The sequence below is a fragment of the Pseudactinotalea sp. Z1739 genome (assembly GCF_049725055.1).
Lineage (GTDB): Bacteria > Actinomycetota > Actinomycetes > Actinomycetales > Beutenbergiaceae > CALKWS01.
Genome location: NZ_JBMPQA010000001.1, coordinates 1 through 13,753, shown reverse-complemented (window position 1 = coordinate 13,753; position 13,753 = coordinate 1). Strand labels below are relative to the sequence as shown.

Annotated in this window: 10 protein-coding genes and 1 tRNA gene; 8 read left to right on the top strand and 3 right to left on the bottom strand. The window is 69.5% G+C overall.

The window, feature by feature from the left end; translation table 11 throughout:
- Positions 1–2 precede the first annotated feature (2 nt).
- The 4 genes from cydB (at position 3) to ACO0LV_RS00040 (ending at position 5,824) form a co-directional block, all read left to right on the top strand.
- Positions 3–1,085 (top strand): cytochrome d ubiquinol oxidase subunit II, encoded by a 1,083-nt coding sequence (cydB, locus tag ACO0LV_RS00055; RefSeq protein ID WP_424785814.1) that lies wholly within the window; start codon positions 3–5, stop codon positions 1,083–1,085.
- On the top strand, positions 1,082–4,462 hold the full coding sequence (gene cydD / locus ACO0LV_RS00050; RefSeq protein ID WP_424785813.1) for a thiol reductant ABC exporter subunit CydD: 3,381 nt from the start codon (positions 1,082–1,084) through the stop codon (positions 4,460–4,462). The genes cydB and cydD overlap by 4 nt, the downstream gene beginning before the upstream one ends.
- A gap of 27 nt (positions 4,463–4,489) precedes the next feature.
- Positions 4,490–5,299, top strand: a complete 810-nt coding sequence (locus ACO0LV_RS00045) for a class I SAM-dependent methyltransferase (protein WP_424785812.1) — start codon at positions 4,490–4,492, stop codon at positions 5,297–5,299.
- 66 nt (positions 5,300–5,365) lie between these two features.
- Positions 5,366–5,824 carry a GNAT family N-acetyltransferase gene (locus ACO0LV_RS00040; RefSeq protein ID WP_424785811.1) on the top strand — a complete coding sequence of 153 codons (459 nt, stop codon included), beginning with the start codon at positions 5,366–5,368 and terminating at the stop codon, positions 5,822–5,824.
- A gap of 44 nt (positions 5,825–5,868) precedes the next feature.
- On the opposite strand, the gene polA is transcribed toward ACO0LV_RS00040, so the two are convergent.
- Positions 5,869–8,553 (bottom strand): DNA polymerase I, encoded by a 2,685-nt coding sequence (gene polA / locus ACO0LV_RS00035; RefSeq protein WP_424785810.1) that lies wholly within the window; start codon positions 8,551–8,553, stop codon positions 5,869–5,871.
- Here polA and ACO0LV_RS00030 point away from each other — a divergent pair.
- Positions 8,552–8,986, top strand: coding sequence for a PaaI family thioesterase (locus ACO0LV_RS00030; RefSeq protein WP_424785809.1), 435 nt, complete (start codon positions 8,552–8,554; stop codon positions 8,984–8,986). The genes polA and ACO0LV_RS00030 overlap by 2 nt on opposite strands.
- A 35-nt stretch (positions 8,987–9,021) precedes the next feature.
- On the opposite strand, the gene ACO0LV_RS00025 is transcribed toward ACO0LV_RS00030, so the two are convergent.
- Both ACO0LV_RS00025 and ACO0LV_RS00020 read right to left on the bottom strand, forming a co-directional pair.
- On the bottom strand, positions 9,022–9,669 hold the full coding sequence (locus ACO0LV_RS00025; RefSeq protein ID WP_424785808.1) for a GNAT family N-acetyltransferase: 648 nt from the start codon (positions 9,667–9,669) through the stop codon (positions 9,022–9,024).
- Between the two features lie 66 nt (positions 9,670–9,735).
- Complete coding sequence (locus ACO0LV_RS00020; RefSeq protein WP_424786266.1) at positions 9,736–10,377, bottom strand: ANTAR domain-containing response regulator; 642 nt, start codon at positions 10,375–10,377, stop codon at positions 9,736–9,738.
- A gap of 184 nt (positions 10,378–10,561) precedes the next feature.
- Between ACO0LV_RS00020 and ACO0LV_RS00015 the strand changes: the two genes are divergently transcribed.
- The 3 genes from ACO0LV_RS00015 to ACO0LV_RS00005 form a co-directional block, all read left to right on the top strand.
- A tRNA-Leu gene (locus tag ACO0LV_RS00015) sits at positions 10,562–10,635 on the top strand.
- A 218-nt stretch (positions 10,636–10,853) separates the two neighbouring features.
- Positions 10,854–13,121, top strand: coding sequence for a formate C-acetyltransferase (gene pflB, locus ACO0LV_RS00010; protein ID WP_424785807.1), 2,268 nt, complete (start codon positions 10,854–10,856; stop codon positions 13,119–13,121).
- Positions 13,118–13,753: radical SAM protein (locus ACO0LV_RS00005; protein WP_424785806.1), on the top strand; the 636-nt coding region annotated here is incomplete at its 3' end. The genes pflB and ACO0LV_RS00005, both read left to right, overlap by 4 nt.

Here is a 13,753-nt window from a genome sequence, read left to right as displayed (position 1 = left end):
TCATGGAACTGACCACCATCTGGTTCGTCCTCATCGCGGTGCTGTGGGTGGGGTACTTCGTGCTCGAGGGGTTCGACTTCGGCGTCGGCATGCTCCTGCCGGTGCTCGGCCGGGACGATGTCCGCACCGACAGCCTCGACGTGAAGCCGGAGAGCGGCGAGACCCGGCGGCGTCAGATGCTCTCCTCGATCGGCCCGGTATGGGACGGCAACGAGGTGTGGCTGCTGACCGCCGGCGGGGCGACCTTCGCGGCGTTCCCGCACTGGTACGCCACCTTGTTCTCCGGTTTCTACCTGCCACTGCTGTTGATCCTGGTGGCGCTGATCGTCCGCGGTGTGGGGCTGGAGTACCGCGGCAAGGTTGACTCGGCGCTGTGGCGTGCCCGGATGGATGTGATGATCGTCGTCGGCTCGCTGCTTCCCGCGGTGTTGTGGGGGGTGGCGTTCACCAACATCGTCCGGGGGGTTCCCATCGATGCCGACATGGAGTACGTCGGCGGGTTCTGGGCCCTGCTGAATCCGGTGGCCCTGCTCGGCGGGTTGGTCACGCTGGCGCTGTTCCTGGTCCACGGCGCCTTCTTCATCGCATTGAAGACCGATGGGCAACTACGTCACGACGCGCGCGCCCTCGGCCTCAGACTCGGGGGTGGTGCCGCGGCGCTGGCCGTGGTCTGGTTGGTCCTCATGCAGTCCGGGACCGGCACGGCGCTGTCCTGGGCGATGGCGATGGCTGCGGCCGTGGTCTTCCTCGGCGGCCTCGTGATGGCCCGGCGGGGACGGGAGGGGTGGGCCTTCACCGGCACGTTCGTGACGCTCGGGCTGGCAGTGGCCTCCCTGTTCGTCGCGCTCTTCCCCGACGTGATGCCCTCCACGCTTGATCCCGCGAACTCCTTGACGGTGCACAACGCGGCATCCTCGGAGAAGACCCTGGGCATCATGACCTGGGTCGCGGTGATCTTCATGCCGGTCGTGCTGGCCTATCAGGCATGGTCCTACTGGATCTTCCGCAAACGGGTCTCCGGGCACCACATCCCCACCGGTGTGCATATCGCCGCGGTGACCGAGGAGAGCACCACGCAGCGATGAAACCGTTCGACCCTGGTCTGCTGCGTGACCTGCCGGCTATCCGAGGGCCGGTCGGGTGGCTCGGCGTACTCGGCGTCGTCTCCGGGGTCGCTGCGATCGCACAGGCGGTGCTGGTGGCCGTCGCTGTGGCCAGGGTGGTCACCGGCACGCCCTGGGGCTGGGTGCTGGGGGCGGTGGTGGGCCTGATCGTCCTGCGCGGACTGCTCGCTGCCGCGGCCGAGTACGTCGCCCGGGTCACGGGGCAGAAGGTGGCCGGCATTGTGCGTCTCACCGTGCTGCGGCACTGGTTGACCCATCCGGCGGAGCAGCGCCCCAGCGACGATGAGGCGGTGACCCGCGCCGGGGAGGGCGTGACGACGATCGAGCCGTACATCTCTCGGTACCTACCGGCGCTGGTGACCGGTGTGGTGGTGCCGGTCCTGGCGGTGGCGACACTGCTGTGGGTGGACTTCTGGAGCGCCCTCATCGTGCTGCTCACGCTGCCCCTGCTGCCGGTCTTCGCGGCACTGATCGGTCAGCACACCGCGGCCGAAACCGAACGACGCTGGGCGGCGATGGAGTTGCTGTCCGGCCACTTCCTGGATGTGGTCAAGGGCCTACCCACCCTGGTCACCTACGGGCGGGCCCGCGCCCAGGTGGGCGTCGTCCGCAGTGTCGGCGAGCGCCACCGCCGGGCCACCGGGAAGACGCTGCGCACCGCGTTCATGACCACCACCGCCCTGGAACTGTTGGCAACCATCTCGGTGGCGCTGGTGGCGGTGGCGGTCGGGCTGCGCCTGGCCTACGGAGCGATGGACCTGCAGGTCGGCCTGATGGCGATCCTGCTGGCGCCGGAGGCCTACTGGCCGATCCGTCGCGTCGGTGCGGAGTTCCACAACGCCGCCGACGGCGCCACCACCCTGGACCGGTTGCGCGGGAGTTTGCGCACGAACCGACCGCACCGGGGCGGGTCGCCGGTACCGCAGGTGGGACCCGCATCCACGGCCACAGTCGGGCTCAGCCACGTCAGTTACGCCCACCCGGGTCGCACCCGAACGCTCGCCGACGTCACCCTGAACACCCCGGCCGGCCCCGGCCTGACCGTGCTGACCGGCCCATCCGGTGCCGGCAAGACCACCGTCCTGGAACTCATCGCCGGGCTGCGGGAACCCGCCGGCGGCGTCGTGCGCGGCGGTGATGTGCATCTTGCCGCGCAACGTCCGGTGATCCTGCCGGGCACGGTCCGGGACAACCTGGCCCTCGCCGGTGCGAGACCGGACGAAGCACGCGTCGCTGCCCTGGACCGGGTCGGTCTGTGGCCTGCGCTACGTGACCGGGACGGTCTGGACACCGACCTGGGCGACGACGGCTTCGGCCTGTCCGCCGGGCAGTTGGCACGCCTCGCCCTGGCGCGCGCGCTGCTGAGCGCGGCCGACCTGGTGCTCCTGGACGAGCCCACGGCCAATGTGGCCGCGGCTGCGTTGCCGGCGCTGCATGAGGCGATCACCGAACTGGCCAGGACCCGGCGAGTCATCGTGGTCACCCATGATGAGGACCTGGCCGGGCTCGCCGACCAGCGCTGGCGGATCGATCCCGCCCCTCATCCGGCCCCGCCGACGACGCCGGTCCGGCCCGTGACCGAAGCCGATCCTGGAGCAGACGCGGAGGGCGCGCGGGCCGCTACCCCGCGCCCCGGGCAGGTCGCCCCGATCGTCACCCCGGACGGCCGGCGCGGCCTGATCCTGGCCTGCGTCCTGGGTGGACTCGCCCTGACGGCCGGGATCGCCCTGACTGCCACGTCCGGGTGGCTGGTCGTGCAGGCCTCCACCCAGCCGGTGATCCTGACGTTGCTGGTCGCGATCGTGGGGGTGCGCGCCTTCGGCCTGGCTCGTCCGGTGTTGCGCTACGCCGAGCGCATCGTCTCCCACGACGTGGCCCTGGAGGACCTGGCAAGCCGCCGGGCGGACGTCTTCGCCCGGCTGATCCCGCTCACCCCGGCCCGGTTGGGCCGGCGCAGCCGCGGCCAGTTGCTCACCGCGCTCGTCCGGGACCTGGACGACGTGGTCGATGACCAGATCCGGGTCACCGTGCCCGGGTGGTCGGTCGCCATCGCCTCGGTGATCGGTAGCGGCATCGCGCTCTTCCACTCACCGGCCGCAGCCGGGGCGGTGCTGGCCGGGTCCGCGGTCGTGGGGATGATCGGGTGGCTTGCCACCCGCGCCGAACTGACCGCCCAGCACCAGGCGGTCGCGAGCCGGGGTGAACTGCAGCATCGCACGACCGCGGTGGCCGGGCGGATGCTTGCGGTCCAGGCGGCCAGCGGCATCCGGCGCCTGCGTCATGACACCTCGGCATTGCTGGCCCCGGTGGCCCTGGCCCAGCGTGCGCACCAGCGTGCCGAGCGCCGCCTCATCGGGGTGCGCGCGGGGGCCCTGACCGCAGTCTGGCTCACGCTCGCGGGCACGGCCGCGGTGGTCCTGATGCTGGCGTGGCAGGCGCACTCGGTCGGGTCACTGTCGGCTCCCTACGCCGCGTTACTGGCACTGCTGCCCATGGCCCTTGCCGACGTGTGGGGGGAGGTGCCGGACATCGCCGGTGCCCGGGCCCGGGCGCGCGCCGCCGCGAGCCGGGTCTCGGCGCTCCTGGACTCCGAGCCCGCCGTCGCCGATACCGGCGAGAGGCCGGTGCCCGGCGAACAGCGCCACGGCCCGGACCTGGCGTTGGACCGCCTCACCGCGCGGTGGTCCACCGATCCCCTCCGGCCACCCGCGCTGACCGGGCTGGACCTGGACCTGCCCCCGGGCGCACGGGTCAAACTCACCGGGGCGAACGGGTCCGGTAAGTCCACCGCTCTGGCCGTGCTGGCTCGCCACCTCGATCCATTCGCAGGCCGGTACCTGCTCGGTACGGCGAGCACCACCGACCTGCAGACCGAGCACGTGCGGGCGCTGCTCGCCGTCGTCGACGACGAGCCGCATGCCTTCGCCGGGCCGCTCCGGGCCAACCTGGCCCTGGCCCGGCCCGATGCCGCCGACGAGGAGCTGGTCGCCGCGCTCGGGGCTGCGCACCTGAGTGACTGGTACGCCACCCTCCCCCACGGGTTGGACACCACCATCGGCGGCCTCTCCGGTGGCGAGCGTGCGCGCCTGGCCCTGGCCCGTGCGGTGCTGTCCCGGCGCCCGGTCGTGCTGCTGGATGAGCCGGCCGCTCACCTGGATGAGTTCACCGCGCAGACGACGCTGCGCACCGTGCTGGAGGCCCTGATGCCCGGGACCACGATCGTGCTGGTCAGCCATCGCAGGGTGCCCGGCGCGCACTTCGATGAGGTGGCCCTGGGCGGCGCTGGATCCGGGACCGGTGGCACGCAGGCGACGGCGTTGGCTGGAACCAGCGGCTGAGCAACGCCGGCGGTCATACTGGGCTGCATGGGTGAACTCACCGGAGCCGGCTACGTCGAGGTCGACCGCGAGGCGGCAGCACACGCCAACCGGGACTGGTGGAGCGCCGTGGCCGATGACTATCTGGGCGAGCACGGCCCCTTCCTCGGCGACGCCGACTTCTGCTGGTGCCCGGAGGGCCTGCGCGAGAGCGAGGCGCGGCTCCTCGGTCCGTTGGAGCGGCTGCGCTCCGAGGAGGTGCTCGAGGTCGGCGCCGGGGCGGCGCAGTGCTCCCGGTGGCTGCGCGGCCAGGGAGTCAACGCCATCGCCTCCGACGTGGCGCCGGGGATGATCGCCGCCGCCGCAGACCTGGACCGACGCACCGGGATCGCCGTGCCGGCGCTGGTGGCCGACGCTCGCGCGTTGCCGTTCGGCGACGACTCCTTCGACGTGGTCTTCACCGCCTTCGGTGCCATCCCGTTCCTGGCCGATGCCGACCGGGTGCACACCGAGGTGGCCCGGGTGCTGCGCCCCGGTGGCCGGTGGGTGTTCTCCGTGACCCACCCGATCCGTTGGGCCTTCCCCGATGACCCCACGAGGCACGGCATGTCGGTGGTGCGCTCCTACTTCGACCGGACCCCCTATGTCGAGACCGGACCCGACGGGGAGGTGCTCTACAGCGAGTTTCACCGCACCCTGGGCGATCACGTCGGCGACCTGGTCGGCGCCGGGCTGCAGGTGACCGGTCTGGTCGAACCCGAGTGGCCGCCGGGCAACACCAACATCTGGGGCGGATGGGGGCCCGAGCGCGGGGCCTTCCTCCCCGGAACCGCGATCTTCGCCACCACCCTGCGATGAGTGGTCCCATCGGCGGGCGGCGGAAAATGAGGGTGACATTCCGCCGGCGGCTCGTACCGTACTTCCATGGCTTCCACGACATTCATTCCCGTCGGATTCAACCCCCCGACTTCCCTGGTCACCGACCAGTTCCGGCTCGAGCCCCTGGGCCCCCAGCACAACGATGCCGACCTGGCGGCATGGACATCGAGCGTGGAGCACATCCGGAACACCCCGGGCTACCCCGATGGCCGCTGGCCTCCGCATGAGGGGATGTCACCCGAGGACAATCTTCGGGATCTGCAACGCCACGCGGACGACTTCGCCGCCGGAAAAGGATTCACTTTCACGGTCCTGGACCCAGCAGGCGGCGACGTCATCGGCTGCGTGTACCTCTACCCCGCCGCCTCGCCGGACTACGACGTCGACGTCCAGTCGTGGGTGCGGGCCGACCGCGCCGATCTGGACACGCCGTTGGCCGACGCATTGCACTCCTGGCTCCGCGCGGCCTGGCCCTGGCAGCGGCTGCACCGCTTCGGGCGCTGACACCGGCGCAGGTCACCGGAGCCGGCCCCCGGAGCGGCCGATGCTCAGTGGCCGGCGGTGCGCCAATCGGTGCCCACGCCCACCGAGACCTCCAGCGGCACCGTCAACTCGGCGGCACCGGACATCTGCTCGCGCAGGATCTGCTCGACCTCCTCGCGTTCGCCGGCCGCCACCTCCAGGACCAGTTCGTCGTGCACCTGCAGCAGCATCCGGGAGGCCAGGCCGCGATCCAGGAGGTCACGCTGCACACCGAGCATGGCCACCTTCATCAGGTCCGCGGCGCTGCCCTGGATGGGGGCGTTCAGGGCCATCCGCTCGGCCATCTCCCGGCGCTGGCGGTTGTCGCTGGTCAGGTCCGGCAAGTAGCGACGCCGACCCAGGATGGTCTCGGTGAACCCGGTGCTGCGGGCATCCTCGACCACGCCGGTCAAGTAGTCGCGCACCCCACCGAAGCGTTCGAAGTACTCCTCCATCAGGGCCCGCGCCTCGGCGGTGGCGATCTTGAGCTGCTTGGACAACCCGAACGCGCTGAGGCCGTAGGCCAAGCCGTAACTCATCGCCTTGACCTTCGCCCGCATCGGGGCACTCACCTGGTCAGGTTCCACCCCGAACACCCGCGAGCCAACGAAGGAGTGCAGGTCCTCGCCGGTGCGGAACGCCTCGATCAAACCCTCATCACCGGACAGGTGGGCCATGATCCGCATCTCGATCTGGGAGTAGTCGGCGGTGAGCAGGGTCTCGAATCCGTCGCCCACCACGAACGCCTGCCGGATCCGGTGACCCTCCTCGGTGCGGATCGGGATGTTCTGCAGGTTCGGCTCCGCCGAGGACAACCGGCCCGTGGCCGCGATCGTCTGGGAGTAGGTGGTGTGGATGCGCCCGTCCTCGGCCACGGTGCGCAACAGCCCTTCGACGGTCTGGCGCAGCCGGATCAGATCCCGGTGGGTGAGCAGGTGCTGCAGGAACGGGTGCTCGGTCTTGACGAACAACTCCGCCAGGGCGTCGGCGTCGGTGGTGTAACCGGTCTTGGTCTTGCGGGTCTTGGGCATATCGAGTTGGTCGAAGAGGACCTCCTGGAGTTGCTTGGGTGAGGACAGGTTCACCTCCCGGCCGATCACGTCGTAGGCGCTCTGCGCGGCCTCGCGCACGCCGGCGTCGAACTCCGACTCCAGGCCGCGCAGGTAGCCGGAATCGGCTGCGATGCCGACCTTCTCCATCTGTGCCAGCACCTGCGCCACCGGCAGTTCCAGGTCCTGCAGCAACCCCGTCGCCGCCCGGGACTCGACCTCCTCGGCGAGCGCGTCGCCCAGCGCCCGCACTGCGGCAGCCCGGGTGGCGCTGAGGGTGGCCTCATCGGGGCCGTCCAGATCCAGGGTCTGCTGCCCGTCGGACTCCTCGGTCCGTAGTTCGCGCTGTAGGTGGCGCACGGTCAGGTCCGCCAGGGCGTAACTACGCTGATCCGGATAACACAGGTAGGCCGCCAACGCGGTGTCGAATCTGACCCCGGCCAGCGCCAGCCCCCGCCCGCGCAGCCGGTGCCAGGCACTCTTGGCCTCGTGCATCACCTTGGGTGCGTCCGGATCGGCCAACCAGCGCGCCAGTACCTGCTCCTGCTCGGGCGCTACGTCGGCGAGGTCCACCTCGATGGCGTTGCCGTCGTCGTCGGCGATCGCCACCGCCCACGCGTCCGCACCGGCCGGCCCTCCGCTGCCGCGCACATCCAGCCCGAGCACCTTCCCGGTCCGGGTACCCAGCCACTCCCCCAGTGGTTCGGTGGCCAGGGTGACGTCGAAGGCACCGGCGTCGGCTGACTCGGCGTCGGTGGGTTCCATCGCGAACAGCCGGTCCCGCAGCACCCGGAACTCCAGGGCATCGAAGACTTGGTGCACCTGTTCCCGCTGGTACGCGCGCCGGGCCAGATCGTCCAGGGTGTAGGGGAGCTCGAGATCCCGGCGCAGTTCGTTCAGTTCCCGGTTCAGCATGACCTGATCGAGGTGGTCGCGCAGCTTCTCCCCGACTTTGCCCTTGATCTGCGGGGCCTGGGCGATGATGCCGGCCAGGTCCTCATACGCCCCGATCCACTTCGCGGCGGTCTTGGGGCCGACGCCCGGAACTCCGGGCAGGTTGTCACTGCTCTCCCCCACCAGGGCGGCCAGGTCGGAGTAGCGGGCCGGGGGCACCCCGTACTTCTCCTGCACCGCCTCCGGGGTCATCCGCACCAGGTCCGAAACGCCCTTGCGCGGGTACAGCACCGTGGTGGCGCCATCGACGAGCTGGAAGGTGTCCCGATCGCCCGAGCACACCAGCACCTCCATCCCCGCCCCCTGGGCCCGGGTGGCGTAGGAGGCGAGGATGTCATCAGCCTCGAAACCCTCGATTCCCACCGTCGGCACGGCCAGGGCGGCCAGCACCTCCTCGATGAGGGGAATCTGCCCCCTGAACTCATCGGGGGTCTCATCGCGGGTGGCCTTGTAGTCGGGGTAGGTCTCCTTGCGGAACGTGGCGCTGGAGACGTCGAAGGCGACCACCACGTGCGTGGGGGCCTCATCGCGCAACAGGTTGATCAGCATGGAGGTGAAGCCGTACACCGCATTGGTGGTCTGCCCGGTGGTGGTGGCGAAGTTCTCCGCCGGGAGGGCGAAGAACGCCCGATAGGCCATCGAGTGGCCATCGATCAACAGGAGCCTGGGTCGCGCGTTCTCACTCACGCCTGACAGCCTATGACCCATGACCGACACCGACGAGAACAACACCATCTACACGCCCGAGGAACTGGCCCGCACGCTGATCGTCCGTCTGGGCATCGAACTGGACCAGATCGGTGCCGAGCGCGCCACCGGACGGATGCCGGTTGCGGGCAACACCCAGCCGGCAGGACTCTTGCACGGCGGCGCCAGCGCGGCCCTGGCCGAGACACTGGCGTCGGTTGCCGCCCACGCCCACGCCACGGCCGGCGCAACGGGCGGCCAGTCCCGCAGCGCCGCAGGGGTGGACCTGAACATCACCCACCACCGGGCGGTACGCAGCGGCTGGGTGCACGGGAAGGCCCAGGCGTTGTACCTGGGCGGGCGCACCGCCAGCTACGACGTGGTCATCACCGACGACGACGGCGCCCGCGTGGCGACCGCGCGCCTGACCTGCCAGCTGATCACCATCCGCTGACCGCCTCGGCCCCCCGAGCGCCTACGCCCGCCCGTCTACTCGCGGATACGTGCTCCGTCGGCGAGGAGGTCCTCGGCCCGGTCAGCCAACTCACTCAGCGACACACCGGCCGGTGGCGTGGGCGGAAGCCCCCGGGAGCGCCGCCGTCGGGCGATCAGTTCGTCGATACCACGCCCGCGCCGCTCCCGACCCTTGGCCTGTTGCTCCAGCCGACGTAGCAAGGCTGCGGTGGGAGTCATCCGGCGCGCGCCCACCACGGTGAAGCCGAGTCCGGAGAGGAAGCGCTGCTCGCTACGTGAGCCGCTGATCGGCATCGTGACCACCTGCTCGGCACCCGCCCGGGCGCCCACCAGGCCCAGTTGACCCATCAGCGCCCGGCCGGCACCCCGGCGTCGGAACGCGGTCTGCACGTAGAGGGCCTCCATCTGCAGGTAGGCCACGTCGGAGAACAGGTTCGCCTCGATCACCTGCGCCAGGGCGACCCCCACGACCTGGTCGTCGGCCTCGGCGAGGACCATGGAGGCGTTCGGCAGGGCGTACCAGGCACGCAGGTGCCCGTCCAGGTCCGCATCGGGGTTGACCAACTGCGCACCCAGCGGGGATTCGGCACGCACCGAACGCAGCACCGGGACGACGGCATCCAGGTCTGCGGGCTCAGCGAGCCGGGCCTGCACTACGCGCACCAGTAGTTCCCTTCGACGACTTTCGGCACCTTAGCGCAATTTGTTGCCGAATTGTGACCTTCGACCTCAGTCGTCGGAACGGCCGCCGACCTGCTCGATCACTGCGTCGGCCACCTCGCGCATCGTCAGGCGCCGGTCCATGGAGGTCTTCTGGATCCACCGGAACGCCTCCGGCTCGGTCAGACCCATCTTGGTCATCAGCAGTCCCTTGGCCCGATCCACCCGCTTGCGGGTCTCGAACCGATCGGTCAGATCGGCGATCTCGGACTCCAGGGCGGTGATCTCCTTGTGGCGCGACAGTGCGATCTCCAACGCCGGGAGCAGGTCCTCGGGTGTGAACGGCTTGACCACATAGGCCATCGCGCCGGCGTCCCGGGCCCGCTCCACGAGCTCGGTCTGGGAGAAGGCGGTGAGCAGCACCACCGGAGCGATGCGGGCCTTGGTGATGCGCTCGGCCGCGGAGATGCCGTCGAGCTGGGGCATCTTGACGTCCATGACGACGACGTCGGGCTCCAGTTCGGTAGTCATCGTGACGGCGGTCTCACCATCCCCGGCCTCACCGACCACCTCGTAACCGGCCTCCTGCAGGGTCTCCACCACATCCAGGCGGATCAGGGCCTCGTCCTCGGCGACCACGACGCGGCGCTTGGGCCGATCCGGTTCGCCTCCGCCACTGCGCTCAGCAGCGGGGACCTGGATGTCGTCCAGGTCCAGGGGCTGGTTGTCCTTGGTGCTTTCCGGGGCCGCAGCGCCGTTCTGATCCTCACTCACAGAGACAAACTCTATCCCTCTCGGGCGTCCGAGCGCGCGGCTGTTGCTGCGTGGGCTCGTGTGAGACTGGCAACAGTGTTCTCGCTAGGCTGTCCGGCAGCGGTAGGCTGGTGCCGCATCCGCCCCGATAGCCCAACCGGCAGAGGCGTTCGGCTCAAACCCGATCCAGTGTGGGTTCGAATCCCACTCGGGGCACTTCTGTGTCATGGCACCTAGGTTCATCCAGATACGGATATCCGCGTGAGTGCGCGCCCCGGGGCCACGTGCTGGGCGTTACTCCCGTCTCAGCCGTCCGCTGCCGCGATCTGCCGGGGTTGGTGGCGGGCGCGGTTTGTCGCGGGCCGTTAGTCCCAGGGCTTCACTCTTTGGTGACCGTAGCCTGGAGGCGCAAGAGCACCTTGGGAGGTGACCTCATGACCACCTTCGCCGTCCAGTCTGAACTCGGCCATGAACCCGCGTGGCGCGGGTTCACCGTGGGGCCGTGGACCCAGGCGATCAACGTGCGCGACTTCATCGCACGCAACTACCAGCCCTACCACGACGGGCCGGAGTTCCTGGCCGGTCCCACTACCAAGACCCGTGACCTCTGGGAGACACTGGAGCGCGACTACCTGTCCGTAGAGCGAGAGCGGCGCGTCTATGCGGTGGACACCACCACCCCGGCGGACATCGACGCGTTTCCGCCCGGGTACATCAGCGATGACGATGACGTCGTCGTCGGGCTGCAGACCGATGTGCCACTGAAGCGCGCGATGATGCCGACCGGCGGATGGCGGATGGTGGAGACCGCGATCGGTGAGACCGGCGGCGAGGTGGATGAGCGGATCAGGGAGATCTTCACCAAGTACCGCAAGACCCACAACGACGCGGTGTTCGACATGTACACCCCGCGGATCCGCTCAGCCCGTTCGGCGCAACTGATCACCGGGCTGCCCGATGCCTACGGACGCGGCCGGATCATCGGTGACTACCGGCGGGTGGCCCTGTACGGCGTCGATGCACTCATCGCGCAGAAGACCCAGGCGCTGGCGGACATGGCAGATGAGGGGTTCTCCGAGGAGTGGGCCCGGTCCCGGGAGGAGCACGCCGAGCAGATCAAGGCCCTCCGCAAGTTGATCACGCTGGGCACCCAGTACGGGTTCGACCTGACCCGCCCCGCGACCGACGCCCGGGAGGCGGTGCAGTGGACGTACCTGGCCTACCTGGGGGCGATCAAGTCCCAGGACGGCGCGGCGATGAGCATCGGCCGGCTGTCGGGATTCTTCGACATCTACATCGCCCGGGACCTCGACGCGGGCGTGCTGACCGAGAGCCAGGCCCAGGAACTCATCGATGCCCTGGTGATCAAGTTGCGGATCGTGCGGTTCCTGCGCACGAAAGCCTACGATCAGGTCTTCTCCGGCGACCCCTACTGGGCCACCTGGACCGACGGCGGCCTGGATGAGGACAGACGGACCATGGTCACCCGCACCTCGTTCCGGCTGCTGCAAACGTTGCGCAACCTGGGCCCGGCACCGGAGCCGAACATCACGGTGCTGTGGGACGAGTCGCTGCCCGCGGCCTACAAGGACTTCGCCGCAGCGATCAGCGTGGAGACCTCCTCACTGCAGTACATCTCCGATGCCCACGTGCGCGAACACTTCGGTGATGACGCCGCGATCGCGTGCTGTGTCTCGGCGATGCGCATCGGCCGGCAGATGCAGTTCTTCGGGGCCCGGATGAATATCGGCAAGACGTTGCTGTACGCGCTGAACGGCGGCCGGGACGAGAGGTCCGGTCAGTTGGTGGTGCCCGGCTTCGAACCGGTGGCCGGGACCGGACCACTGGACTACGAGGAGGTCTGGGCGAAGTTCGACGCCATGCTCGGTTGGGTGGCTGAAACCTACGTCGAGGCACTCAACATCATCCACTACAGCCACGACAAGTACGCCTACGAGGCGATCGAGATGGCCCTGCATGACAGCCAGATCGTGCGCACCCTGGGTTGCGGGATCGCCGGGTTGTCGATCGTGGCGGACAGCCTCGCGGCGATCAGGTACGCCCAGGTCACCCCGGTGCGCAATGAGGCCGGGCTGATCACCGACTACCGCACTGAAGGGGACTTCCCCCGCTACGGCAACGACGACGACCGGGCCGATGACATCGCCCGGCTGGTGGTTACCACGGTGATGAACAAGATCCGTGGGTTGCCCCGCTACCGCAACGCGGTGCCCACCCAATCGGTGCTGACGATCACCTCCAACGTGGTCTACGGCAAGGCCACCGGGTCTTTCCCGTGTGGGCACCAGGCTGGAACTCCGTTCTCCCCCGGCGCTAACCCCGGCAACGGCCGGGACACCCATGGCATGGTCGCCTCGATGCTGTCGGTGGCCAAACTCCCCTACGGCGACGCGCTGGATGGGATCTCCCTGACCAACACGATCACCCCTTCCGGGTTGGGGCAGACCAAGGACGAGCAGGTGGCGAACCTGACCGGGGTGCTGGACGCCGGGTTCGGCTCAGGGTTGTTCCACGCGAACATCAACGTGCTGAACAAGGACACCCTGACCGATGCGATGCAGAACCCGGAGAACTACCCGAACCTGACGGTCCGGGTCTCGGGCTATGCGGTGAACTTCGTCAAACTCACCCGTGAGCAGCAACTCGACGTGCTGTCCCGTACCTTCCACACCTCCTCATGACGGCCCTGAATGGTGCGTGCGGGGCGGCCGCGCCGGGCGATGAGGGCTTCATGGCCCCCCGGCAGCGGCTGGCCGGCGCCGGCCTGGCCGGACTGCCCGAGGCGGCACTGGACCAAGGTGAGCGCTTCGCGGCCATGCGCAGTGGCGAGTTGGGCTCGGTGCACTCCTGGGAGTTGTCCACCGCCGTTGACGGGCCGGGCACACGGCTGGTGGTGTTCCTCGCCGGGTGCCCGCTGCGCTGCCAGTTCTGTCACAACCCCGACACGCTGCGGATGGAGGACGGGCACGCGGTGATGGCCGACGACGTACTCGCCCTGGTGCGCCGGTACCGCAAGGTTTTCGCTGCCACGGGCGGTGGGCTGACCCTCTCCGGCGGTGAGGTGCTGATGCAGTCGGCGTTCGCGGCCCGCATCCTGGCCGGGGCCAAGCAGATGGGCGTTCATACCGCGATCGACACCTCCGGGTACCTCGGCGCGGCCTGCACGGAGGCGATGCTGGGCGATGTCGACCTGGTGCTGCTGGATGTGAAGTCCGGTGATGAACAGACCTATGAGCGGGTGACCCGCGCGTCACTGGCGCCCACGCTTGAGTTCGGCGATCGGCTGGCCGGCGCCGGGGTGGAGATCTGGGTG